We start from the raw sequence: 24,938 nt of genomic DNA, 5'->3' as shown, positions 1-24,938 counted from the left end.
CCTCGCGCCTCATCTGCCGTGCCTGCGTGCGCGACGTCGCGCTATCCGTGCACGGAGGCACGTCGGCGCGACGGGGTGCGGCCTACAGGCTCAGCGCGTAGTCCAGGGTGTCCAGACCCACGGAGCCGATGCCCAGGGCGCGGGAGTGGAAGCGGGCGAGATCGAAGTCCGCACCGGCCTGGGCGGCCGCATGGTGGCGCGAGCGCTCCCAGGCCTCCATCCCCAGCGAGTACGACGGCGCCTGACCCGGCCAGCCCATGTAGCGCATCCACTCGAAGCGCAGGCTGTCCGGGTCCATCACGATGTTGCGGCGCAGGAACGCCCAGCCGTCTTCCGGCGTCCAGGCCCGGCCCGGCTCGGCTCCGCCCAGGATGTCGCCGAGGCGCCCCGGGATCCTGAACCCGCAGTGGAAGCCGATGTCGAAGACGACGCGGGCCGCGCGCATCCGCTGCGCATTGAGCATGCCCATGCGGTCGCCGTCGTCCTCGAAGAACCCCAGCTCGGACATCAGGCGCTCCGCGTACAGCGCCCAGCCCTCGCCGTGCCCGGAGACCCACAGTCCGAGCCGGCGCCACAGGTTGAGCTCCTGCGCGTGGGCGACCACGTGCGAGAACTGCAGATGATGCCCGGGGACGCCTTCGTGGTAGACGGTCGTGCGCTCGCCCCAGGTGCGGAACACCTCCTTGCCCTCCGGCACCGACCACCACATCCGCCCGGGACGGCGGAAGTCGGCCGAGGGCGGCGTGTAGTAGATGCCGCCGTCGGAGGTGGGTGCGATCCGGCACTCGAGACGGCGCATCTCGTCGCTGATCTCGAAGTGGCTTCCGGACAGGGCGTCCATGGCGTGGGTGCTCACGCCCTGCATCCAGGTCAGCAGCTGGTGGCGGCCGTGCAGCTGGCGGTGGGGATCCTCGTCCAGGGCGTCCATGGCCGCCTGGATCCGGTCGTCGCCGGCGTGGTCCGGGAGGGTCCGCTCGGCGGTCGCGTTCATCTCGGCCACGATGCGCTGCAGCAGGTCGATGCCCCACTCGTAGGTCTGGGCCAGATCGGGGCTCAGTCCCGTGAACTGCCGCAGGCGCAGCCGGTACTCCTCGGGTCCGACCGCCATCTCCTCGGGCGCCTCGCGGCTCAGCTCGCGCAGCTCGTCGGCGAAGCGCACGTAGGCCTGACGGGCCCGATCGACGCCCGAGTAGACGCTGCGTCGAAGCTCGGGCGGCAGCTGGGTCACCCGGGAGGAGCGGGACAGGTTCATGAAGGACCCGTTCGCGGAGGCATAGCCGTCGGCCAGTGAAGCGGCGTTGGCCAGCTGTGCCGCGGCGGTGACCGGCCCGTGGGCCTGCTGATGGCGTGCTGCGACGATCGCGGAGTCCACGGCCTCGGGCACGCAGCGCAGCTGATGCTCGATGACCTCCCAGTCCTGCTCCGTGTACTTGGGCAGGTTGTCGAAGGCCTCGCGGATCTTCTGCACGGGGGAGGAGATGTTGTTGATGCGCGATCCGTCCAGCCCGGCCTCGTGCAGGCGGGTCTCCAGGCTCAGCTGCGAGTCCAAGGCGTGGGCGGTCACGCGGTCGACGTCGTCGACGGGTTCGGTGCGCGCCAGTGCGGCGGCCGCCGCGCGGGTGACGTCGAACTCCGCCGACAGGCCCTCGGGGCTCACATCGCGGTAGCCCCAGCCGTGGTCGGGGGCGCCCAGCTCGATGGCCCACGCGGGATTCAGCCGCAGCTTGGAGCGGAAGTACTCCTCGGCCACGTCGTCCAGCGGCGTGGGGCGGCGACGCGGCTGCTGCGCTGCCTCCTGCTCGTGGTGCGAGGACGCGGAGTCGGAGGATGCGGAAGCCATGGGCCGAGTCTAGGCCGCGGTGCGCAACGGCCCCGACGTCACCGGAACGGCAGGGTGCGCCGCCAGGCCCCGCGGCCGGGGCGCAGCCGCAGGCCGAGGCGGGCCCGGCGGTTCTGGGCGCGTCGTCCAGCGGTGCCGCCGGCGGCCGTCTCCGTCTCCGCGGTGGCGGAGAGCACCACGGCGGTGACCGCCGCGACCTCCTCCGGGGTGGGGTTCCCGCCCACGAACTTCAGCATGGGAGCCTGCTGCTCGTCCTGCCCGGTGCCCAGGGCGTCCGTCTGCTCGGCGCTCACAGCGGGATGTTCCCGTGCTTCTTCGCGGGCGTGGAGGCGCGCTTGTCGCGCAGGCCGCGCAGGCCGCGCACGATGTTCTCGCGAGTCTCGGACGGGGCGATCACCGCGTCCACGTAGCCGAGCTGCGTGGCCTGGTACGGGTTGAGCAGGTGCTCCTCGTACTGGGTGATCAGCTCCTGGCGCTTGGCCTCGACGTCCTCGCCGGCCTCTGCGGCGGCCTTGAGGTCGCGGCGGTAGAGGATCTCCACGGCTCCGGAAGCGCCCATGACCCCGATCTGGGCCGTGGGCCAGGCCAGGTTGATGTCCGCACCGAGCTTCTTGGAGCCCATCACGATGTACGCGCCGCCGTAGGCCTTGCGCGTGATCACGGTGATCAGCGGGACCGTGGCCTCGGCGTAGGCGTAGAGAAGCTTGGCCCCGCGGCGGATGATGCCGTTGAACTCCTGGTCCGTGCCGGGCAGGAAGCCGGGGACGTCCACGAGCGTGAGGATCGGGATGTTGAAGGCATCGCAGTGGCGCACGAACCGCGCGGCCTTCTCCGAGGCGGCGATGTCCAGGGTGCCGGCGAACTGCATAGGCTGATTCGCAACGATGCCGATCGTGTGGCCCTCCACGCGGGCGTAGCCGATCATCACCGACGGCGCGTAGAGCTCCTGCATCTCCAGGAAGTGCCCGTCGTCGACGACGGCGGCGATGACGTCGCGCATGTCGTACGGCTGGTTCGCGGAGTCCGGGATCAGCTCGTCGAGTGCGAGGTCGTCCTCGGTCGGATCGGGGCTCTGGTCGTGCTCGAGCAGCGGCGCCTCGGCGAGGTTGTTCGAGGGCAGGAACTCGAGCAGCTCCCGGAGGAAGTCCAGGGCGTCGGACTCGTCCTCGGCCAGATAGGTGGCGGTGCCGGTGACCTCGTTGTGCTGGCGGGCCCCGCCCAGGGTCTCCATGTCCACCTCCTCGCCGGTGACCGTCTTGATGACGTCCGGGCCGGTGATGAACATGTGGGAGGTCTGGTCGACCATGATGATGTAGTCGGTCAGGGCGGGGGAGTAGGCCGCACCGCCGGCGCACGGACCCATGATCAGCGAGATCTGGGGGATGACCCCCGAGGCCCGCACGTTCATGTTGAAGATGTCGGCGAACATGGCCAGCGACGCCACGCCCTCCTGGATGCGGGCGCCGCCGCCGTCGTTGATGCCGATCAGCGGGCAGCCGTTCTTCAGCGCGAACTTCTGCGCCTTGACGATCTTCTCGCCGTTGGCCTCCGACAGGGACCCGCCCAGCACCGTGAAGTCCTGCGAGTAGACGACCACCTGTCGGCCGTCGACGGTGCCGTAGCCGGTCACCACGCCGTCGCCGGCGAACTTCTTGGACTCCATGCCGAACGCGGTGCTCCGGTGCTCCCGCAGGGCGTCGAACTCCACGAACGAGCCCGGATCCAGCAGCTGGTCCACGCGCTCGCGCGCAGTGCCCTTGCCGCGGGAGCGCTGTCGCTCGAGGGCGGCCTCTCCGGCCGGGGCGTACGAGCGCTCTCGGCGCTCGCGGAAGTCGGCGATCTTGCCCGCCGTCGTGGACAGGTCGTGGGTCATGGCACCTCAGAGCTCATACGGGGCGCTCGGGCGCCGTGCCGGCCGATGGGCCAGTGCGGCGGGAGCATGCGGGCGGTGGGATGCAGGCCAGTCTAGGGAGGGCCTGCGAGCAGACCCGTTGTGGGGGATCTACAACATCAGGGGCTCCGGCAGGGCCGTGCGGGATCTTCCCGTCGGCCGGGTCGGATCAGTCGAGCTGGCCGATCGAGATCTTCCACGGCCGGGCGGTGCGCTCGGTGATCACGCCGACCTCCAGGAGGGGATCGGGCGCCAGCAGCTCGAGCGCGGCCTCCGGGGTCTCGGCGCGCATGAGCAGCAGGGCACCGGCGGGAAGGTCGTCGTCGTAGGGGCCGGCGAGCACCAGGGAGCCCTCGGCGAGCAGCTCGCGCAGGAAGTCGCGGTGGCGCGGGCGGTGCTCGGTCAGGGCCTGCGCGTCCCCGCCGTATACGTAGGTGACGGCGATGATCGCCATGGTGCTCTCCTGTCATGGTCGACGGCGAGCAGTCAGTGGATTCCCCGGAAGTCACCTGCAGGCGCTCCGGGAGCCCGACTACTACTGTGTATGGAACGAACATAGCGGGCCGCTCGGACGCCACGAGCAACCCGCTGCGGATGTCGGCCCAAGGGTGGTCGGCACCGGGCGGTTCGTGGACCGAGGCACTGACAGCACGGGCCTCGCCCGGCGGTGGAAGAAGCGGCGGACGAGGCAAGGACCGAGACAGGAGCGACGATGACCCCCACGGACCCCCGGGCCCAGGCCGCCCCTCTGCTCGACGACGCCCAGACCGACCGGCTGGCGGAGGTCCTGCGCTCGCCGTTCGAGGTCCTGCCGCAGATCCCCTCGACCAACGACGAGCTGGTGGAGCGGGCCCAGCGTGCAGCCCGTCGCGGACAGCCGCTGCCCGATCTGAGCCTGCTGGCCGCCGAGCACCAGTCGGCGGGCCGCGGGCGCCTGGACAGGAAGTGGGTCACCGGACCCGGCGACGCCCTGACCTTCTCCCTCCTGCTGCGTCCCGCGCACGGCTCCGGTCCCACGGCTGTGCCGCTGCCGACGCAGAGCTTCCCCTGGCTGACCGTGCTGCTGGCCGCGGCGATCGCCCAGACCCTGCGCGCTCAGGGCATCGAGGCCTCCCTGAAGTGGCCCAACGACGTCCTCGTGGAGACCGGGGGCGGCTTCCGGAAGATCTGCGGCGTGCTGGCTTCGCTCGTGGTCCACGACGGCTCCGTCCCGGCCCTCGTGCTGGGCGCCGGGCTCAACGTGGCCGTCGCCCCGGAGGGCGCTGCCAGCGTGCGCGGCGAGGGATCGGAGGCCTCGCGCGGCGACCTGCTCGTGGAGATCGCCGAGCGCTTCACCGCCCTCTACCGCCTCTTCGCCGAATCCCCCGAATCGCTGACCGGGCCCGGAGAGCTGCGCGCAGCCGTCGAGCAGCTGCTGTCCACGCTCGGGCGGCGCGTGCGCGCCGAGCTGCCCGGCGGGCAGGCCGCGCTCGAGGGAGTGGCCGTGGGCCTGGACGAGCGGGGCGCGCTGCTGATCGACCACGACGGCGGACGCACCGCCGTCTCAGCCGCCGACGTGGTGCATCTGCGCCCGATCGAGGAAGGAGACCGAGCATGAGCTCACGGCTCGAGCTCGGCCCCGGCGAGCAGGTGGTGGTCTCCACGCGGGCCCACGCCAGCAAACTGTGGCGCCCCCTGGCGGTGCTCGTGATCGCCGTGTTCCTGCACTCGCTGCTCCAGCGTGCGCTCGAGGTCCGCTGGCGCCCCATGGACCAGCCGTGGACGACCGTCCACACCGCCCTGGGCTGGGTCGTGACTCTGCTGCTGCTCCTGGTGATCCTGCTGGCCGTGCTGCGCCCGGTGATCCGCTGGGCCAGGACCCGCTTCGTGCTCACGGACCAGCGGCTGATGCTGCTGGGCCCGTCGGCGCCGTCCGGGGGAGTGCGCATCCCGCTGGCCTGGCTCGTGTCCGTGCACGGCAGCCGCGCCCGCGGCCCCATGGGCGGTGCCGGGATCGGCACGCTGAGTGCGGACTTCGGGCAGGCGGGGATCCTGCGGCTGGGCCACTCGCCGAGCGTCCAGGAGTTCGCCGGCCTGATCGAGGAGAAATCTGCCCGCTTCCGTCGTCAGCAGGGCCCCGGAACCCCCGGACCCGCCTACGGGTGGAGCCCCCAGGCCCCGGGCGGGTATCCTCCGGCGGGGCCGAGCACAGGCGCCGCCTGGTGATCGGCCCGCGCACAGCGGCCCGGCGCGCGACCCCGTCGACGTGCACGGCCGCGGCCTCAGAGGCCGGGCGCAGAAGCGGAAGGAGCGCAGCATGACGGATCGCGATCCTTCACGACCAGGCGCGCAGTCCTGGTTCTCGCGCCTGCGCGGGGCCGGCTCCTCGCAGCGACCCGCCGATCCGGCCGCCCGGCCCGCGCAACCGTCCGCAGCCCGGACCGGCTCCGAGGACGGCTCATCGCGGCCGACGACCACGCGCGAGCTGCCCGTCGTGGGCCCCGCCACCGGGAGTCGCCTCGGGCAGCCGCCGGCCGAGGGGTCGAGCGGTCCCTCGGGCGATCCTGCCGCGCATCGGGTGGACGGGGAGCTCGACGAGACCTTCGAGGACCCCGAGGTCGGCCCGCAGACGGCGGCGATCAACCTCAACATGCACAACCCGGTGCAGGCCGATGCCTACGGCTCCCCGGAGTCCCGCGAGGCCTTCCATGGCCTGGAGCACGGTCTGCTGGGCGGTGAGCGCACCATGGACCGCAAGCGCGCCGCCCACGCCGGAGGGCTGTCCATCCTCAGCGCCCGCAAGATCTGGCGAGCCATGGGCTTCCCCAACATGAGTGCCGACGAGATCTACTTCACGCAGCGCGACAGCGAGGCTCTGCGCCGGATCTCGGGGATCGTCGAATCGGATCGGCTCTCCGAGGAGGCGGCGCTGTCGCTGATCCGGGCCATGGCGCAGATGACCGACCGCATGGTCGTGTGGCAGGTCGAGGCCATCGTCGAGGACCTCGTGATGAACCGCGGATACTCGGATGCAGAGGCTCGGCAGGAGCTGCTCGAGCTGCTGCCGCGGATCCAGGAGGACCTCGAGTACCTGCTGCTCTACACCTGGCGCCGCCAGCTCAACGGCGCCGTCCAGCGCCTGGCCATGCGCCAGGAGAGGTCCATGGATGCGCCCCAGCCGGATGAGGTGGGCGACGAGTCCGCCTCGCTGCCACTGGCCCGCGGGATTGGCTTCGCGGACATGGTCTCCTTCACGACCCTGTCCCGGAAGATGAACGAGCGCACTCTCGCGGCTCTCGTGCAGCGCTTCGAGCAGCGCTGCGCAGAGATCATCTCCGCAGGCGGGGGCCGCCTCATCAAGACCATCGGCGACGAGGTCATGTACATGTCGGAGTCCCCGGAGGAGGGCGCGCTGATCGCGCTGGCGCTGCGACGTGCCATCCTGGAGGACCCCGAGCTGCCCAAGACAAGGGTCGGATTCGTCTGGGGGCGGGTCCTCCCGCGCCTGGGCGATCTCTACGGGCCCACCGTGAACCTGGCCTCGCGACTCGTCGCGCTGGCCGAGCCCGGGGGCGTCCTCGTCGACGCCTCCACGGCCTCCGTCCTGGAGGACGACGACAGATTCATCCTGGACCCGCAGCCGCCGCAGAGGGTGCGGGGCTTCGGCGACGTCCGCCCCGTGCGGATCACCGCTGGGACCGGCCCCCAACTGGAAGTTGACTACGAATGAGTGCTCCGCTCGTCATCAGAGCAGGCGCCGCGACCGACCGCGGTCGTCACCGGGAGACCAACGAGGACTCGCTCGTGGTCACCCGGACCATGTGCGCGGTCGCCGACGGCATGGGTGGCCACGAGGCCGGCGAGGTCGCCTCGGCCATGGCCGTGCGCACCCTGGGCGGCTCCGCGCTGTTCAGCTCCCGCAGGCCCGCCGAGGTCGAGGTGCCCGCCGAGCCCGAGCCGCCGGAGGACGTGGCGCGGTTCCGCGAGCGGATCGAGCGCGAGATGAAGCTCGATCCGGAGATCCCGGCCGAGGCCCTCGTGCTGGTGCGCAAGCTGCGTGCGGTGCTCCACCAGGCCGACAGCTCCATCCAGGACGAGCTCGGCGGGCGTGCGGGGACCACCGTCACCGGTGCCTGGCTGGTCGAGATGGGAGGCGATCCCTTCTGGGTGGTCTTCAACATCGGCGACTCGCGCACCTACCGCCTGCTGCGCCCCCAGGGGGAGGCCCCCGCGCCAGATCACGCTGCGGTCGCCAAGCGGGCCACGGATCAGTTCTCCGCCTACAAGGAGGCGGGAGTGGAGGTCACGGACGTCATCCCGATCTCCGACGAGCGCGTGGCGCCGCCGCAGCAGGTCGGCCTGGAGGAGGGCTCCTCCACCGAGCGCCTCACCCCCGTGCCGGGCGCGCCGGAGGCCCCGCAGCCTGAGCTGCAGCAGATCACGGTGGATCACTCGGAGGTCCAGTACTTGGTCTCGATCGGGCAGATCACCCCGGCCCAGGCCATGGTCCATCCGCGCCGCAACGTGATCACGCGCGCGCTGGGCACCGGCCAGGTCTGGGAGCCGGACGTGTGGGTCCTGCCGGCGCGAGCGGGCGATCGCCTGGTGCTGTGCTCCGACGGGCTCACCGGCGAGGTCTCCGTGGCGCACATCGCCCGCGTGGTGCACTCGGTGCCCCACCCCAAGGAGGCCGCCGACGTCCTGGTCAACGCCACGCTGCGCACCGGGGCTCGCGACAACGTCACGGTGATCGTGGCCGACGCCGTGAGCTCGCGCCCGGCCGACGAGGACACCACCACGTTCGTGCCGATCGAGCTGCGCCACGAGCTCGACGGCGGCGCCGCCTAGGTCCGACCTCCATCAGGTCGGCGGCACCGGACCGCCGGCCTGCGCACCGATCCGCACCGGCACGCACCGCTGCGCGGTGAGCGCTCGGCCTCGCGTCGACGATGCCCGACCTGACGCGGCGTCGCGGAACCTGCGCCGGCCGGCCGCTGCCTCACCGCTGATTCCAGCTCTGCGAGCTCCAGGAACGGCGCCGTGCTGCCCTGGCCCTCTGAAACCGCCGCCCCCGCCCCCATCGAGTGGCGCCGTGGTGTGCGCCGCCGCGTCCAGACGCACACCCCGACGCCACTCGAGGGAGCAGGGCACACCACAGCGCCACTGGATGGGGGATGCGACACCACAGCGCCGCTCGAGGACGGCGTCGAGGAGGCCAGAGCGCATCGAGCGGCCGATCCCTCACCCCACCTCGATCCAGCGGCCGTTTCGTCACCGTCTCAGCGCGGAAGCGGAGAATCCTCGGCCGGTCGATGGCGGAACGGGCCGGATTCGGCCACTGGATGTCGCCGAGGGGATGACAGGGCGGGTTCGACGCCCGACCTGGCACCCGGCCCCAGCGGCCGAGGCTGCGCAGCAGGGGGCGATTGCGGGCATGGGGCGGGGCCCCGGGACCGATGTCCCGGGGCCCCGCCCCTCGTCAGGCTGAGCTCGTGCGGCACGAGCCCAGCCGGTGCGCTCACATGGTCTCGAGCGGCTTGTCCAGCGTGGGATCGGCCTGCGCGGGCGCGGTCTGATCAGAGCTGGGGTGCTCGGCGTCCGAGGAGTCCCGGGACGAGCCCTCGGCCGCGGCGGCCCCGCCGGCCGCCTCCTCGGCGGCGCGGTGATCGGCAGCCTCCTGCTGGCGCTGGGCCTCGGCGCCCGAGGCGATCTTGGCGCGCAGCAGCTCCTGCGGGAAGTCGAAGGCCGCCACCACATCCATGATGTGCGGACGCAGGCGCCCGACCAGGCGCTGCAGGTAGGCGTCGACCATGCGACCGCGCATCAGCGACAGCCGGCCGTGGGCCAGGTACCAGTCCAGGTTCTCGTCGATGATGCTCAGCCCGAACAGGTCGCGCAGCCAGATCATGACCTGACGGGTGCCGTCGTCGTCGATCTCATCCAGGGCCCGGGTGAAGGCCTCCCACTGCAGCAGGTGTCCGTGGGCTCGGGCGGCCTCGATGAGGCGGTTCTGGTTGCGGTCGAAGGCGTCGGCGGCTGCCTGCGGGTCGGAGCGGTCCGCGCCGCGCATGCTCTCGGCGGCCTCCTCGACCATGGTGCGCACGCGATCGGAGAGCAGGCCGTGCTGCGTCTCCGGATCGCGCAGGAAGTTGACCGAGCGGCGGGGGTCGCCGGTGTCGCGCAGGACCTGGGAGAGCCCGCGCAGCCCGGAGCGGCTGAGCGTGGTCTCGGCGGCGCGGCTGGCGGCCCAGCGCGCCTTGCCCGCGGCCGGCAGCGACGAGATGCCCTTGGCGAAGTCGCCGAGAAGGCGCTTGGCCACCAGCTGCATGAGAACGGTGTTGTCGCCCTCGAAGGTCGCGTAGACATCCAGGTCGGCGCGCAGCCCGGTGAGGCGGTTCTCGGACAGGAAGCCAGCGCCGCCGCAGGCCTCGCGGCACTCCTGCAGGGAGTCCAGGGCCAGACGGGTGGAGGTCGCCTTGAGCGCGGCGGCCATGGTCTCCAGGTCCTGGCGGGACTCGTCGGTGTCGTTGCGCCCGGAGAAGACGCCGTCGAAGGCCTCGAGCAGCTCGTCGTGGGCGAAGCCCGCGGCCAGGACCTTGGCGACCAGCGGGAACAGGCGGCGCTGGTGCTGGTGGTAGTCCAGCAGCACCGACTCCTCCTCGCCCTTGACCGGGGCGAACTGACGGCGCTGCGAGGCGTAGGTCAGGGCGATGTCCAACCCGGCGCGCGCGGCGATGATCGACGCACCGTCGAGGGAGACGCGGCCCTGGACCAGCGTGCCGAGCATCGTGAAGAAGCGGCGGCCCGGGGACTCGATGGGGGAGGTGTAGGTGCCGTCCTCGGACACATGGCCGTAGCGGTCGAGCAGGTTCTCGCGCGGCACGCGCACGTGGTCGAAGTGCAGGCGGCCGTTGTCGACGCCGTTGAGACCGCCCTTGTGGCCGTCGTCCTCGCCGCCGACGCCGGGCAGGAACTCGCCCTCGTCATCGCGCAGCGGCACGAACAGGGCGTGGACCCCGTGGTTCACGCCGTCGACGATCAGCTGGGCGAACACGACGGCCGCGCGGCCGTGCAGAGCGGCGTTGCCCAGGTAGTCCTTCCAGGCCCCGCGGTGGGGCGTGTGGATCTCGAACTCCTGCGTGCTGGCGTCGAAGGTGGCGGTGGTGGCGATCGAGGCCACATCCGAGCCGTGGCCGGTCTCCGTCATGGCGAAGGCGCCCGGGATCTTCAGGGACCAGATGTCCTTGAGCCAGCGCTGGTGGTGCTGCTCGGTGCCCAGGTTCACGACGGCGGAGCCGAACAGGCCCCACTGCACGCCCGCCTTGATCTGCAGCGACGGATCCGCGAGGACGAACTCCTCGAATCCCGAGAGGTAGGAGGCGGGATCTCCTGAACCGCCCAGGGAGGCAGGCAGCCCGGCGCGCACGGCATCCGACTCGGCCAGGATCGACAGGTTGTCGAAGGTCTTCTCCCGGTGCTCGGACCAGTGGGTGCCCGGGGCGATGTGCAGGCGCGGGTCCGCGGCCAGGCGGCGGGCCTGGCGGCGCTGCTCGGCCCAGCGTCCGGCCAGGATGTCGCGCAGGACGTCGTGGTGGACGACAGCGCTCTCTGCGGCAGGGTCCAGGTGAGGGCCGGCTGTCTGCTCGGCGGCTGCGGTGGTGCTCTTCTCGGCGATGGTGGTCATGGTGTCCTCCTGCGGTGGGTCGGCCGGTGGATCGGCTCGGCCGTTGTGCGGCCTGTCGGGAGTGCTGGGACGGGTCTGCTCGGGTGCGAGTGCTCAGGGTGAGGCGCGCGCCTGGGTCTGGGAGCCCGCGGCCTCGGAGCCGGGCGGGGTGGTTCCGGCGATGACCCAGCCGGTGACGATCTCCACGAACTCGTCGAGCTGAGGGCGCTCGTCACTGCTGCGGTCATCGTGTTCGGAGAGGCTCCATGACTCGCCGGCACCGCGCGCCATCCCGACCACGCCGGCGGCCCAGTAGCGGGCCATCGCCGGTTCGAGCCATCGCTCGGTGGGGGCGTGGCGGCGGTGGGCCTCCACCAGCAGATCGGCGACGGCGGCGGCGAAGCGGCCCACGGGGTCCTCGCTCGAGCCGTCCGTGCCCTGGGTCACGAAGCGGTAGACGTCCGGGGCGTTCTCTAGCTGCCAGAGGTACTGCTCCACGATCGTGCGGATCGAGGCGCGGAACGACGGGGCCTCCGCGGCCGCGCTGCGCATCCGCTGGGCCATGCGCTCGACCACGTAGGTGGCCAGCTCGCGGCGCAGGCCCTCCTTGTCCTTGAAGTAGCGGTAGAAGACCGACTTGGAGGTGCTGCAGGCCGCGGCGATCTCCGCCATGGAGGCGCCGGGGCCCAGCTCGGCGACGGCGCGGCGGGACAGCCGCAGCAGCTCGAGGCGGCGCTGCTCCCGGTGGCGGTTCCATCGGCGGGCGCGGCCATCGGCCTGCTGCGGGTCCTCGGCGGTCCCGAGGCGGTTGCGGTGCTGCACTGCTGAGCGGTTCACGATACCGAGAGTATCAGGTACTCTCGGTATCTAGTGACCCAGATCGCAGAAAGATGCGCGATCGACCGATCCTCGATCCACAGGAGATCCCCCATGACCGCCTCCGCAGCCTCCGAGTCCGTTCCCACCCCCGCAGATCTCGCCCGCGGCGCCGAGACGGGGGAGACCGCCCCCCGCCTGCGCACGGCGTGGGTCGTGGCCGGCGACCGCATCCCGTTCGCCAAGTCCGGCGGCGCCTACGCCCAGGCCTCGGTCCAGGACATGTTCACCGCCGTGCTGGACGGCCTGGTCGCACGCACCGGGCTGGCCGGACAGCGCCTGGGAGCCGTCGCCGGAGGTGCTGTGCTCAAGCAGCCCAAGGCCTTCAACATGGTCCGCGAGTCCGTGCTGGGCTCCGCACTGGATCCGCGCACCCCGGGCATCGACGTCCAGATGGCCTGCGCCACCGGCATGGAGACCACTTCGCTGATTGCCAACAAGATCCGCTGCGGCCAGATCGACGTCGGGATCGCCGGAGGTGCCGACTCGGCCTCGGACGCCCCCATCGTCGTGGGCGAGGGCCTGCGCCGCGTGCTGCTCGAGCTGAACTACGCCAAGACCACCGGCGCCAAGCTCAAGGCCCTGTCCAAGCTGCGCCCCGGCGATCTCGCCCCCGTGGCCCCCGGCGTGGCCGAGCCGCGCACGGGACTGTCCATGGGCGAGTCGCAGGCGATCACCGGCAAGAAGTGGGGCGTGACCCGCCAGGCCCAGGACGAGCTGGCCGCCGCCAGCCACCAGAACCTCGCCGCTGCCTGGGACCGCGGCTTCTTCGACGACCTCGTGACTCCGTTCCGCGGCGTCCGCAGGGACACCACACTGCGTCCGGACACCACCGCCGAGAAGCTCGCCGGGCTCTCCCCGGTCTTCGGCAAGTCCCTGGGCGAGGCCACCATGACGGCAGGCAACTCGACTCCCATGACCGACGGCGCTTCGGCGGTCCTGCTGGCTTCCGAGGACTGGGCGCGCGAGCACAAGATGCCGCGCCTGGCCGAGATCGTGGACGTCGAGTCGGCGGCCGTGGACTTCGTGGACGGTGACGAGGGCCTGCTCATGGCCCCCGCCTACGCCATGCCGCGCCTGCTGGCTCGCCAGGGGCTGCGCCTGCAGGACATCGACCTGGTCGAGATCCACGAGGCCTTCGCCTCCACGGTCGTGGCCACCCTGACCGCCTGGGAGGACGAGCAGTTCTGCCGCGAGCGCCTGTGCCTGGACGAGCCGGTCGGCCCCGTGGACCGCTCGCGCCTGAACGTCAACGGCTCCTCGCTGGCGGCCGGACACCCCTTCGCCGCCACCGGCACCCGCATCGTGGCCTCGCTGGCCAAGGAGCTCAAGGCCCGCGCCGTCGAGCTGGGCCGTCCCACCACCGGTGTGATCTCCGTGTGCGCCGCCGGCGGCCAGGGCGTCGTGGCCCTGCTGCGCGCCCAGCCGCAGGACTGACCCGCCGGCAGCACACACCTCCGAGACCTCGCACGCACTCCTTCGAAAGGCCCTCGCATGCCCAAGACCCCGCGCTGGACGCGAACCCTGACCGACCTGCGCTCGTCGCAGGACGCCTACCTGGACGTCGTCGCCACCGGCCCCGGCCGCTCCGTGGCCGGCGCTCTGGGGCTGCCCGCCCCGGTGTCGCTGACCCGCCACGAAGCCGGGAGGCCGGAGAAGCCGCGCACCGTGCTGGTGATCGCGGACGAGTCGTCGTCGGCTGATGCCGATGCCCTCGCCCAGGCGCTGAGCGCTCGCGGGCACGACGTCCGCCGGGATGCCCAGGCCATCGCCGAGGGATCCGAGCGGATTCAGGCCGCGCTGCTGGTGCTGAGCCAGGCGCACGGGCCCTCGGATCTCACGGCGCCGTCGCTGTCGCTGGGCTCCGTGCTGCGCCGGCTCGACCGCGGCGCCCGCGTGGTGGCGGTCTCCCGCGCGGCGGAGGGCGTGGCAGCGGGCTCGGCCGTCGCCGTGTCGGCCTCGGCCGTCGAGGCCGGGACCGAGTCCGTGCGCCGCAACGCGGCCCGGCAGGGCGCGGTCGGCCTGGTCCGCTCGCTGGCCCAGGAGATGCGCGGAGGGGCCACCGCCAACGGCATCGTGGTGGCGGACGGCGTCGCCGTCGATGCCCCCTCCGTGCTCGGCGGCCTCGACTTCCTGCTCTCCGGACGCAGCGCGTTCGTCTCGGGGCAGTTCCTGCCCGTCACCTCGGAGGCCGGACCCGCCTCGCTGGCTCAGGCCGCGTTGGGGGAGACGCCGCTCGAGGGCCGGGTCATCGTGGTCACCGGCGCCGCCCGCGGGATCGGCGAGCAGATCGCCCGTCTGCTGCACGCGCAGGGCGCCCAGGTCGTGCCGATCGATGTCCCGGCCGCCGGTGACGCCCTGGCCAAGCTGGCCAATGCGATCGGGGCCGCCTCGTTGCCGCTGGACGTGACCGCCCATGACGCCGGCCAGCGCATCCTGGAGCACTGCCGGACCCGGTTCGGGCGGATCGACGGCATCGTGCACAACGCCGGGATCACCCGAGACAAGATGCTGGCCAACATGGATGAGGGCCGCTTCGCCTCGGTCCAGGCCGTCAACGTCGAGGCTCCGCTGCGGATCACCCAGCAGCTGCTGGCCGACCCGCTGGCCCAGGGGCTGCGGGTCGTGGGGCTCGCCTCCACCTCGGGCATCGCGGGCAATCGCGGGCAGACCAACTACGCGGTCTCCAAGGCCGGCGTGGTCGGGATGGTCGCCGCGCTGGCCCCGGAGCTGGCCGCCGGCGGCGGCACCGCCAATGCGGTGGCTCCAGGCTTCATCGAGACGGAGATGACCGCCAAGATCCCCATGGCCCGGCGCCAGGTCGCCCGCCGCCTGAACTCCCTGCAGCAGGGGGGCCTGCCGGTGGACGTCGCCGAGGCCATCGCGTTCCTGCTCTCGGATGCGGCAGCCGGGATCTCCGGGCAGACCCTGCGCGTGTGCGGGCAGAACCTGGTGGGAGCATGAGCATGCACGACCAGCAGACGCACCTCGACGGCGCCGATCGCGACGTCGACCTCCTGCCCGAGCTGCCCGCGCTCGGCCCGCTCTACGCCCGGGCGGCCGGGGGATCGGCACTCGGCGCGGGCACCCGCACGGTCCGCGGCCTGTGGGCCAAGGCGGCCGGCGCGATCCCTGGGCTGGGCTCGGGCAGCGCCTCCTCCGGCGGGACTCGGCTCGAGCTGCCGGCGGTGGACCTGCTCGTGGCCGACGTCCTCATCGACGACCAGGCACACCGCGGCTTCTGCGAGGTGGTCGGGGCCCCGATCCGCACGCGGCCCGACGGCGGCGTGGAGGCCTTCAGCGGTTATCTGCACGCGCTGTCGTTCCCCGCAGCCATGGCGCTGCTGACCCGCGAGGACTTCCCGCTGCCGCTGCTCGGGCTGGTGCACCTGTCCAACTCGGTCGTGCACGAGCTGCCGCTGCTGGTGGGCGAGCACGTGGGCATCACGGTGCGCGCCCAGAACCTGCGGCCGCATCGCTCCGGGGCGCAGTTCGACGTCGTGGCGGAGCTGCGCACCGAGGACACCCAGGAGCTGGCCTGGACGGGGACCTCCACGTACCTGGCCCGGGGCGTGCGCCTGCCGGAGGAGGAGAAGGCCGAGCAGGGATCGCGTCCGGAGTTCGAGGCACCGCTGCCCACCGCCCGCTGGCAGCTCGGCGCCGACACCGGTCGGCGCTACGCGGCCGTCTCCGGGGACGTCAACCCCATCCACCTCAGCGGGGCCTCGGCCAAGGCGCTCGGGATGAAGGGCGCGATCGCCCACGGCATGTACACGGCCTCCCGCGCCCTGGCCATGGTCGATGCCCCCGCGCCGCTGCGGTGGGACGTCGAGTTCGGCGCCCCGCTGCTGCTGCCCGGAGCGCCGTCCGTGTCGGTTCAGCGCGACGGACGCGGCACCGAGCTGCGCACCGCCGAGGTCGTGGTGTGGGATGCCCGTCGCGGCCGTCCGCACGCCGCGCTCAGCGTGCGCAGGCTCGACGAGCACTCGCGGCGCCGGCACGTCGCCTACTGAGCTCTCCCGGGAGCGCTCTCGGATCGCCGGGGCGGGCAGGATCTGCGGGTCCTGCCCGCCCCGGCGTCGTCGACGCTGTGTCGTCGGAGCAGTGCGCCACAATGACGGGGTGAGCCAGCAGAACAGGACCGCGGCGCAGGCCGCGAAGGCAGCCGAGCAGGACCAGCCCGTCGAGATGTCGGCAGGGGAGATCCCCGCGGACGCCCTGCGGGAGGAGTACGCCGAGCTCGTGGAGCGCGTGCGCCAGGCGCGGGTCGAGTACTACCAGCAGGATGCCCCCACCGTCTCGGATGCCCAGTACGACCAGGACTACCGGCGCCTCGAGGAGCTCGAGTCCCTGCATCCGGAGCTGCAGTCCAACGACTCGCCCACGCAGGAGGTCGGCGGCGAGCCCTCTGCCGCCTTCGCCCCTGTCCGCCATCTCGAGCGCATGTACTCGCTCGAGGACGTATTCTCGCTCGATGAGCTGCGCGCCTGGCTCGAGCGCGCCCAGGCCCAGGTCCAGGCCCTGCACGGGGCACCCGAGCTGCGCTGGCTCACCGAGGTCAAGATCGACGGCCTGGCCATCAATCTGCTGTACCAGGACGGCCGCCTGGTCCGCGCGGCCACCCGCGGCGACGGCACCACCGGCGAGGACGTGACCCACAACGTCGCCACCATCTCCACCATCCCGCAGCAGCTGCGCGGTGAGGACCTCCCGCAGCAGATCGAGATCCGCGGCGAGATCTTCATCTCCACCCAGGACTTCCAGAAGGTCAATGAGCAGCGCGTGGAGGAGGGGAAGGCCCCGTTCGCCAACCCGCGCAACGCGGCCGCCGGCTCCCTGCGCCAGAAGGATCCGGCGGAGACGGCCAAGCGCCCGCTGTCCATGTACGTGCACGGCATCGGGGCCGCCGAGGGGCTGGAGATCAGCGCCCAGTCGGAGGCCTACGACCTGATGGCCACATGGGGCCTGCCTGTGAGCCCGTACTCCCGGGTGCTGAGCAGCATCGACCAGGTCGTGGAGTACATCGATGAGTACGGGGACAAGCGCCACTCCCTGGACCACGGCATCGACGGCATCGTGGTCAAGGTCGACGACCGCGCCACGCAGCGCCAGCTCGGGCACACCTCCCGCACGCCGCGGTGGTCGGTGGCCTACAAGTATCCGCCCGAGGAGGTCCACACCAAGCTGCTGGACATCCGCGTGGGCGTGGGCCGCACCGGGCGCGTGACCCCGTACGGCGTGATGGAGCCGGCCCTCGTCGCCGGCTCCATGGTGGAGATGGCCACGCTGCACAACCAGGACGTCGTGCGGGCCAAGGGCGTGCTGATCGGGGACACCGTCGTTCTGCGCAAGGCAGGAGACGTCATCCCGGAGATCGTCGGGCCCGTCGTCGCCCTGCGCGACGGCACCGAGCGCGAGTTCGTGATGCCCACCCACTGCCCGTCGTGCGGCACCGAGCTGCGCCCGGCGAAGGAGGGTGACGTCGACATCCGCTGCCCCAACGCGCGCTCGTGCCCGGATCAGCTCAAGGAGCGGGTCTTCCACGCGGCCAGTCGCGGCGCCTTCGACATCGAGGCGCTGGGGGAGGAGGCCGCCGTAGCGCTGACGCGTCCCGCCGAGCCCGCCGATCCGCCGCTGACCTCGGAGGCCCAGCTCTTCGATCTCTCCGCCGGGATGCTGAAGGACGTGAAGATCGAGCGGCAGAAGCGCGGCGCGGGGGCCAAGCCGGGAGACACCGAGCTCGTGCCGTACTTCTGGACCAAGGGCAGCGCCAAGCACCCGTCCAAGCCCAGCGCCAACACGGTCAAGCTCTTCGACGAGCTCGCCAAGGCCACCTCCCAGCCGCTGTGGCGCGTGCTCGTGGCGCTGTCCATCCGGCACGTGGGCCCCACGGCGGCGCGCTCGCTGGCCACGGCCTTCGGCTCCATGGACCGGATCCGCGAGGCCTCGGAGGAGGATCTGGCCGCCACGGACGGCGTGGGCCCGGTGATCGCACGAGAGGTCATCGACTGGTTCCAGGTGGACTGGCACCGCGAGATCGTCGAGTCCTGGGCCGCTGCGGGCGTGCGCATGGAGGACGAGGTCGACGACTCCGTTCCCAAGGTCCTCGAGGGCCTGACCATCGTGGTGACCGGCACGCTCGAGGACTACTCCCGCGACTCCGCTAAGGAGGCGATCCTCACCCGCGGCGGCAAGGCCTCGGGGTCCGTGTCCAAGAAGACCGACTTCCTGGTGGCCGGCGCCTCGGCAGGATCCAAGCTGGAGAAGGCCGAGTCGCTGGGGGTCACGGTGCTGGACGAGGCCGACTTCACGCGGCTGCTCGCGGAGGGCCCGGAGGCCTTCCAAACGCCTTCCGGGGACGCAGATGAGGCCGAAGTCCATGAAGGCGACTGATTGGTCAACGAAAGTGAGCAGGATCTCCCGGGAGTTCTGAGTCTGCTCTGACCAGCGCCGTTGCAGGAGATCGAGGCCTTCCGAGGAGGCTGCGGGTCCTGCTGGAGCTGTCCGCTCAACAGTGGGCCGTGACCTGACCGTGACCTTCCTGTTATTGTGCTGTGACCTCGCGAGGCGCGCCGGAGATCCGGGCGGATCGTCGAGGGAGGGAACGGCTCTCAGGGCCGTCCCGATGAAGGATCCTGAAGCTTCAGGGGCAAATCCTTCAGATTGGCACAGATCACAGCTCAAAAGAGTTGCCAAGCCGAATCGTTACGGTAATGTGATCTTCGAACTTCCGGAGCGAGCCTGCGGGCATCGATCCAGCACCTCGACTGCTCGTCGAGTGCCACACGAAATCCAGGTTGCAGTCAGCCGTCATCGCTGTCGACAGCTGCATCCCAGACCCAGACCATTGGAACGGAAAGACAGCGACGCTATGACGCCGGGGACGGCACGAGCGGAGACGGCGCCGTCATGGAGCCTGTCGTGAAGAAGAACATCAAGAACACCATCGTCGCCGGCACCGCCGCTGTCTTCGGCGGCGCGGCCCTCCTCGGTGCGGCTGCCCCCGCGCAGGCCGCCGACAAGTGGGACCAGCTCGTCGAGTGCGAGGCCAGCGGCGACTGGAGCGCCAACACGGGCAACGGCTTCTCCGGCGGCCTGCAGTTCACCCCGTCCACCTGGGCCGCCTTCGGCGGCTCCGGCAGCGCTGCGAACGCTTCCGCAAGCGAGCAGAAGGCTGTGGCTGAGCGCGTGTTGGCCGAGCAGGGCTGGGGCGCCTGGCCTTCCTGCTCCCAGAAGCTGGGCCTGTCGGGAGATTCGGGCTACTCAGGTGCCGCTGCCTCCACCCCGGCCCCCGCCGCTGAGACCCAGGTCTCCACCCAGTCCGTCGAGACCCCGGCTCCGGCTCCGGCCGCTGAGGAGGCCCCCGTGGAGCAGGCTCCCGCCGCTGAGGCGCCCGCCGCCCAGGCCCCCGCCGCTGAGGCTCCGGTCGCCGAGCAGGCCCCGGTCGTCGAGTACACCGCTCCGGCCGCTCCGGTCGCCGAGCAGCCCGCCGTTGCCGGCGCCTACACCGTCGCCTCGGGCGACACCCTGGGCTCCATCGCGGCTGCCCACGGCACCGACTGGGAGACCCTGTTCGCCGCCAACCCGGACACCGTGGCTGACCCGAACCTGATCTTCGTGGGCCAGACCCTGAACATCCCCGCCTGATCCACTCGATCAGCCTCCGCACCGACGGAGATCTGACGATCATCTGATCGTCAGCAGGGACCGAGAAACCCCGCAGCGTTCACGCTGCGGGGCTTCTCGCATGTCCTCAGGAAGCTTCGGGACCCCGGGAGCTCGCCGAGCGCCGAGTGGTGCGCCTCTTCCACTGGCTGGAGTCGGCACGCACCCCGCTCAGCGCATCGATCGGCCCCAGATTGTGATGTGGGCGCCTGTGGCACATCGAGTGGTCTCGGGCTGTGCTCATGGGGCCCCGCGCAGATCGAGTGGTGCCGCAGTGCGGCTCTGGGGCCTCAAGCGCACATCACGGGGCCAGTCGATGGGGACCGGCCCACGCTCAGACAACTCGATGGTCGTGACCGCGACGGTGGCTGACGGGAGCACACCCGGAGACCGCTCGACGACGGAGCCGTCGGCGTACCGATCGAGGAGATCACGCGCGCGGGCCTCTCGATGCGGGCGACCTGCCGGAGGAGGCTGGCGGGGCTCAGTCTTTCGGGTCGCCCGATGCCGAAAGGGTGGTGCCCTCAGCAGGCTCGGTCTGCGAAGCGCTCTCGGAGGACTCGGTCCGAGTGATGTCCTCGGAAGTCTCGGGCTGCGCGGTGGCACGGGAGGACTCGGAGCGAGACGTCCCCTCGGAAGGCCGGGGGCGGCGCAGGAGGGAAGCCTCGCGCTGCTCCACGGTCGGGTCCTCGAGCTCGGTGGCCTTGGCGCCGCCGCGGCCGCCGATCCTGTAGCCCTGGACCAGAGTGAGGCTGACGCCGTCGCGGTGCTCGATCTCGATCACCAGCGCAGGAGCCCCGGAGCGATCCGGGAGTGTGGCCGGCAGGGCGAGTGCTGCGCCCAGCAGCTCCGGGGCCTTCTCGAGAGCCATGGCGCGCAGGGCGGCCTCGGGATCGTCGGAGTGGTGCAGCTCGGTGAGCTCGGCGGCATCCTCGGGCTCGAGCTTGTCGACGGTGGCGCCCTCCTCGGCGGGCTCGATGCTGTCCAGCTCGAACTCCCCGTCGCGGCGCGCGGTGATGAGGAAGGCGGGGAACGCGCCGAAGTCCTCCAGCTGCTGCAGGGCCACGGTCTGCACATGGGCGGCCATCTGATCGACGGTGTCGGCGGTCGCCTCGGAGACGCCTTGGCGCCAGGCGTTCGCCGCGTCCTGCGAGGGCGTGCGCGCTCCGGGGGAGGGGCGCGTCCCCGCTCGGGCTGCTGCCTTGGCGCGGCGCGCTGCCCCGCGGTCCTTCTTCGGCTTGCCGTCCTTCTTGGCCATGCGGGCCTCCTTCCGCCCTTCAGGGGCAGGTGGTGCGGTGCCCCGGCGATGGGGGCGCCTGTCGTCTGCCTCCAGGGTAGGCGTCGTCGGCATCCCGACGGTGCTACTCGGTGGGCGGGGCCGGGCGCGGCCGCTCCGGTCGGAGCCGGGGCTGTCCGGGTCGGCGGATAGGATGGGCCCCGCTGGCCCCGTCGTCGAGCCTCTGCCGGTCCGTGCCACCGGCAGGATCGCTCCGCGGGCCTCATCGAGCATCACGAGCACGGTGAACACCGAAGACAGCAACACCGAAGAACAAGGAGCGTGCATGTCCGCGATCAGTCGCGATGAGGTCGCCCATCTGGCAGACCTCGCGCATATCGAGATGTCGGAGGATGAGCTGCAGTCGCTGGCCGGCGAGCTCGGCCAGATCGTGCAGTCGGTCGCCTCCGTCAGCGAGGTCGCCGGGGACGACGTCCCCGCCACGAGCCACCCCCTGCCCCTGCGCAATGTGATGCGCGAGGACGTCGTGGGGCAGACGCTCAGCGCGGAAGAGGCCCTGTCGGGCGCACCGGACGCGGAGGACGGGCAGTTCAAGGTCCCGGCCATCCTGGATGAGGACTGAGGCGATATGAGCGAGAACATCATCGAACTGTCCGCGGCCGAGCTCGCGCAGAAGCTGCAGGCCGGTGAGGTCACCTCGGTGCAGGCCGTGCAGGCGCACCTGGACCGCATCGCGGCCACCGACGGCGCTGCCGCGCAGGAGCGCAGCCACGGCAAGGCCGGTCTCAACGCCTTCCTGCACCTCAATGCGGAGGAGGCCCTCGAGGTCGCCGCCGACGTGGACCGGGATCGCGCCGAGGGCAAGCAGCTGCCGCCGCTGGCCGGCGTGCCGATCGCGGTCAAAGACCTCATCGTGACCAAGGGCCAGCCCACCACGGCGGCCTCGCGCATGCTCGAGGGCTGGATGAGCCCCTACGACGGCACCGTCACCGAGAAGCTGCGCGCGGCGCGCATGCCGATCCTCGGCAAGACCAACCTCGACGAGTTCGCCATGGGCTCCACCACGGAGCACTCGGCCTTCGGCCCCACCCGCAACCCCTGGGACCTCACCCGCATCCCGGGCGGCTCGGGCGGCGGCTCGGCTGCGGCCGTCACGGCGTTCCAGGCCCCGCTCGCTCTGGGGACGGACACCGGCGGCTCCATCCGCCAGCCCGCTGCCGTGACCGGATCGGTCGGCGTGAAGCCCACCTACGGCTCGGTCTCGCGCTACGGCGTGATCGCCATGGCCTCGTCGCTGGACCAGGTCGGCCCGTGCGCGCGCACCGTGCTGGATGCGGCCATGCTGCACGAGGTCGTCGGCGGCCATGACCCCAAGGACTCGACCTCGCTGAGCGATCCGGCCGAGGGCTTCGTCGAGGCCGCACGGGCAGGTGCTGCCGAGGGCGGGCTGAAGGGCCTGCGCGTCGGCGTGCTCAAGGAGCTGACCGGCGAGGGCTTCCAGCCCGGCGTCGAGCAGCGCTTCCGCGAGGCCGTCGAGGCACTGGAGAAGGCAGGGGCGAGCGTCGTCGAGATCGAGACGCCGAACTTCAAGTACGCCCTGGGCGCCTACTACCTGATCATGTCCTCGGAGGTCTCCTCCAACCTGGCCAAGTACGACGGTGTCCGGTTCGGCCAGCGCGCCCTGCCCAAGGACGGGCACGTGACCATCGAGCGCGTCATGTCCGCCACGCGCGCGGAGAACTTCGGCGCGGAGGTCAAGCGCCGCACGATCCTGGGCACCTACGCCCTGTCGGCCGGCTACTACGACGCCTACTACGGCTCGGCGCAGAAGGTCCGCACGCTCGTGCAGCGCGATCTGGACGCGGCGTTCGAGCAGGTCGACGTCCTCGTCTCGCCCACCGCTCCCACCACGGCGTTCCCGCTGGGCTCGGTCGACGAGCAGGCCGATCCCATGCAGATGTACCTCAACGACATCGCCACGATCCCCACCAACCTGGCGGGCGTCCCGGCGATCTCGATCCCGGCGGGCCTCTCGCCCGAGGACGGGATGCCGGTCGGCTTCCAGTTCATGGCCCCCGCTCGTGAGGACGCGCGCCTCTACCGCGCGGCCGCCGGTCTGGAGCGGCTGATGGAGGAGGCGAACGGAGGCCCGATCTGGAAGGACCTGCCGGACGTCGTCGAAGCCGTGGCCAAGCTGTCGGAGACCACTGAGGGAGGCGCCAAGTGAGCGATCAGATCCTGTCCTTCGAGGAGGCCATGGAGGACTTCGACCCCGTGCTCGGGTTCGAGGTCCACGTGGAGCTCAACACCGCGACCAAGATGTTCGACTGGGCGCCGAACACCTTCGGCGACGAGCCGAATACCAACACCACGCCCGTCTCGCTGGGACTGCCCGGCGTGCTGCCCGTGGTCAACGGCAAGGCCGTGGAGTACGCGATCAAGCTCGGGCTCGCCCTGGGCTGCCAGATCGCCCCAGTCTCGCACTTCGCCCGGAAGAACTACTTCTACCCGGACACGCCCAAGAACTTCCAGACCTCCCAGTACGACGAGCCCATCGCCTTCGACGGCCAGCTCACCGTCGAGCTGGAGGACGGCACGCCGTTCACCATCGAGATCGAGCGGGCCCACATGGAGGAGGACGCCGGCAAGCTGACCCACAAGGGCGGTGCCGGTCGCATCCAGGGCGCGGAGTTCTCGCTGGTCGACTACAACCGCGCTGGCGTGCCACTGGTCGAGATCGTGACCCGCCCGATCGTCGGAGCCGGGGACCGCGCTCCGGAGCTCGGCAAGGCCTACGTCAAGGCGATCCGCGAGATCGTGAAGAACCTCGACATCTCGGATGCCCGCATGGAGCGCGGCAACGTGCGCTGCGATGCCAACGTCTCCCTGATGCCCAAGGGCACCACCGAGTTCGGCACGCGCTCGGAGACCAAGAACGTGAACTCCCTGCGCGCGGTCGAGCGCGCCGTGCGCTACGAGATCCAGCGCCATGCCGCGGTGCTCAAGGCCGGCGAGAAGATCGTCCAGGAGACCCGTCACTGGCACGAGGACACGCGCTCGACCACCTCGGGCCGTCCCAAGTCGGACGCCGATGACTACCGCTACTTCCCCGAGCCGGACCTGGTGCCCGTGTGCCCGGATCCCGCCTGGGTGGAGCAGCTGCGGGCCTCGCTGCCCGAGCCTCCGGCGCAGCGCCGCGCTCGCCTGAAGGAGGAGTGGGGCTACTCGGACGAGGAGTTCCGCGACGTCGTCAACGCAGGCGTGACCGAGGAGATCGCCGCCACCATCGAGGCCGGCGCCTCCAAGGCCGCTGCCCGCAAGTGGTGGATGGGCGAGATCGCCCGCCTGGCCAACAACGCGGGCGTGGAGATCGCGGATCTGGGCGTCACCCCGGAGCACGTGGCCGAGGTCGAGTCGCTGATCGGCGAGAAGACCATCAACGACAAGATCGCCAAGCAGGTCCTGGGCCACGTGGCCGAGGGCGAGGGCACCCCGGCGCAGATCGTGGAGGCCCGCGGCCTGGCCGTGGTCTCCGACGAAGGCGTGCTGATCTCCGCGATCGACGACGCCATGGCGCAGATGCCGGACGTCGTCGAGAAGGTCAAGGGCGGCAAGGTCCAGGCCGTGGGCGCTCTGATCGGCCCGGTCATGAAGGCCACCAAGGGCCAGGCGGACGCCGGCCGCGTCCGCGAGCTGATCCTGGAGAAGCTCGGGGTCTCCTGAGCCGTCTCGTGAAGGTCGATCGCGCCCGGGAGCCATGCTTCCGGGCGCGATCTGCACTCCGGCC

Annotated in this window: 19 protein-coding genes; 12 read left to right on the top strand and 7 right to left on the bottom strand. The window is 71.5% G+C overall.

Going from position 1 to position 24,938, the window contains the following annotated elements; translation table 11 throughout:
- Positions 1-82: 82 nt before the first annotated feature.
- The 4 genes from RF645_RS10190 to RF645_RS10175 all read right to left on the bottom strand — a co-directional run bounded on the left by RF645_RS10190 (position 83) and on the right by RF645_RS10175 (position 4,185).
- The gene (locus tag RF645_RS10190) at positions 83-1,840 is read right to left on the bottom strand and encodes a DUF885 domain-containing protein (RefSeq protein WP_058871712.1); all 1,758 of its coding nucleotides are present in this window, start codon (positions 1,838-1,840) and stop codon (positions 83-85) included.
- Between the two features lie 38 nt (positions 1,841-1,878).
- Complete coding sequence (locus tag RF645_RS10185) at positions 1,879-2,133, bottom strand: acyl-CoA carboxylase subunit epsilon (protein WP_053447707.1); 255 nt, start codon at positions 2,131-2,133, stop codon at positions 1,879-1,881.
- A complete protein-coding gene (locus RF645_RS10180; RefSeq protein ID WP_058871711.1) occupies positions 2,130-3,713 on the bottom strand; it encodes an acyl-CoA carboxylase subunit beta in 1,584 nt (527 codons plus the stop codon). Before RF645_RS10180 ends, RF645_RS10185 begins: the two co-directional genes overlap by 4 nt.
- A gap of 187 nt (positions 3,714-3,900) precedes the next feature.
- Positions 3,901-4,185 carry a YciI family protein gene (locus tag RF645_RS10175; RefSeq protein WP_058871710.1) on the bottom strand — a complete coding sequence of 95 codons (285 nt, stop codon included), beginning with the start codon at positions 4,183-4,185 and terminating at the stop codon, positions 3,901-3,903.
- 258 nt (positions 4,186-4,443) lie between these two features.
- Here RF645_RS10175 and RF645_RS10170 point away from each other — a divergent pair, with 258 nt between their 5' ends.
- The 4 genes from RF645_RS10170 (at position 4,444) to RF645_RS10155 (ending at position 8,558) form a co-directional block, all read left to right on the top strand.
- On the top strand, positions 4,444-5,328 hold the full coding sequence (locus RF645_RS10170) for a biotin--[acetyl-CoA-carboxylase] ligase (protein ID WP_058871709.1): 885 nt from the start codon (positions 4,444-4,446) through the stop codon (positions 5,326-5,328).
- Positions 5,325-5,936 carry a hypothetical protein gene (locus RF645_RS10165; protein WP_006215018.1) on the top strand — a complete coding sequence of 204 codons (612 nt, stop codon included), beginning with the start codon at positions 5,325-5,327 and terminating at the stop codon, positions 5,934-5,936. Before RF645_RS10170 ends, RF645_RS10165 begins: the two co-directional genes overlap by 4 nt.
- A 91-nt stretch (positions 5,937-6,027) precedes the next feature.
- Positions 6,028-7,440: an adenylate/guanylate cyclase domain-containing protein gene (locus RF645_RS10160; RefSeq protein ID WP_259871044.1), complete on the top strand. Its 1,413-nt coding sequence runs from the start codon at positions 6,028-6,030 to the stop codon at positions 7,438-7,440.
- The gene (locus RF645_RS10155) at positions 7,437-8,558 is read left to right on the top strand and encodes a PP2C family serine/threonine-protein phosphatase (protein WP_053447703.1); all 1,122 of its coding nucleotides are present in this window, start codon (positions 7,437-7,439) and stop codon (positions 8,556-8,558) included. The genes RF645_RS10160 and RF645_RS10155 overlap by 4 nt, the downstream gene beginning before the upstream one ends.
- A gap of 670 nt (positions 8,559-9,228) precedes the next feature.
- Here the strand turns inward: RF645_RS10155 and RF645_RS10150 are convergent.
- Both RF645_RS10150 and RF645_RS10145 read right to left on the bottom strand, forming a co-directional pair.
- Positions 9,229-11,394 carry an acyl-CoA dehydrogenase gene (locus tag RF645_RS10150; protein ID WP_368819036.1) on the bottom strand — a complete coding sequence of 722 codons (2,166 nt, stop codon included), beginning with the start codon at positions 11,392-11,394 and terminating at the stop codon, positions 9,229-9,231.
- Positions 11,395-11,487: 93 nt separating this feature from the next.
- The gene (locus RF645_RS10145) at positions 11,488-12,210 is read right to left on the bottom strand and encodes a TetR/AcrR family transcriptional regulator (protein ID WP_153005712.1); all 723 of its coding nucleotides are present in this window, start codon (positions 12,208-12,210) and stop codon (positions 11,488-11,490) included.
- A gap of 93 nt (positions 12,211-12,303) precedes the next feature.
- Between RF645_RS10145 and RF645_RS10140 the strand changes: the two genes are divergently transcribed.
- The 5 genes from RF645_RS10140 (at position 12,304) to RF645_RS10120 (ending at position 19,896) form a co-directional block, all read left to right on the top strand.
- The gene (locus tag RF645_RS10140; protein ID WP_251714656.1) at positions 12,304-13,686 is read left to right on the top strand and encodes an acetyl-CoA C-acetyltransferase; all 1,383 of its coding nucleotides are present in this window, start codon (positions 12,304-12,306) and stop codon (positions 13,684-13,686) included.
- A 57-nt stretch (positions 13,687-13,743) separates the two neighbouring features.
- Positions 13,744-15,213 (top strand): 3-oxoacyl-ACP reductase, encoded by a 1,470-nt coding sequence (locus RF645_RS10135; protein ID WP_368819035.1) that lies wholly within the window; start codon positions 13,744-13,746, stop codon positions 15,211-15,213.
- Positions 15,210-16,262: a MaoC family dehydratase gene (locus tag RF645_RS10130; RefSeq protein ID WP_368819034.1), complete on the top strand. Its 1,053-nt coding sequence runs from the start codon at positions 15,210-15,212 to the stop codon at positions 16,260-16,262. Before RF645_RS10135 ends, RF645_RS10130 begins: the two co-directional genes overlap by 4 nt.
- Positions 16,263-16,437: 175 nt before the next feature.
- Entirely contained in the window at positions 16,438-18,642 is a 2,205-nt protein-coding gene (gene ligA / locus RF645_RS10125; RefSeq protein ID WP_368819075.1) for an NAD-dependent DNA ligase LigA, read from the top strand.
- 528 nt (positions 18,643-19,170) lie between these two features.
- Complete coding sequence (locus RF645_RS10120) at positions 19,171-19,896, top strand: transglycosylase family protein (RefSeq protein ID WP_368819033.1); 726 nt, start codon at positions 19,171-19,173, stop codon at positions 19,894-19,896.
- 502 nt (positions 19,897-20,398) lie between these two features.
- Here RF645_RS10120 and RF645_RS10115 read toward each other — a convergent pair.
- On the bottom strand, positions 20,399-21,172 hold the full coding sequence (locus RF645_RS10115) for a hypothetical protein (protein ID WP_368819032.1): 774 nt from the start codon (positions 21,170-21,172) through the stop codon (positions 20,399-20,401).
- Positions 21,173-21,476: 304 nt separating this feature from the next.
- Between RF645_RS10115 and gatC the strand changes: the two genes are divergently transcribed.
- The 3 genes from gatC to gatB are packed head-to-tail and all read left to right on the top strand — an operon-like array spanning position 21,477 to position 24,874.
- A complete protein-coding gene (gene gatC / locus RF645_RS10110; RefSeq protein ID WP_006215007.1) occupies positions 21,477-21,773 on the top strand; it encodes an Asp-tRNA(Asn)/Glu-tRNA(Gln) amidotransferase subunit GatC in 297 nt (98 codons plus the stop codon).
- A 6-nt stretch (positions 21,774-21,779) separates the two neighbouring features.
- Positions 21,780-23,378, top strand: a complete 1,599-nt coding sequence (gene gatA / locus RF645_RS10105) for an Asp-tRNA(Asn)/Glu-tRNA(Gln) amidotransferase subunit GatA (RefSeq protein ID WP_368819031.1) — start codon at positions 21,780-21,782, stop codon at positions 23,376-23,378.
- Positions 23,375-24,874, top strand: coding sequence for an Asp-tRNA(Asn)/Glu-tRNA(Gln) amidotransferase subunit GatB (gene gatB / locus RF645_RS10100; protein ID WP_024290098.1), 1,500 nt, complete (start codon positions 23,375-23,377; stop codon positions 24,872-24,874). Before gatA ends, gatB begins: the two co-directional genes overlap by 4 nt.
- Positions 24,875-24,938: the final 64 nt, after the last annotated feature.

The sequence above is a fragment of the Kocuria sp. CPCC 205260 genome, from assembly GCF_040981045.1.
GTDB classification, from domain to species: Bacteria; Actinomycetota; Actinomycetes; order Actinomycetales; family Micrococcaceae; genus Kocuria; species Kocuria palustris.
Note: the sequence above shows the minus strand (reverse complement) of the source record. Positions and strands in the feature narration are given on the sequence as shown.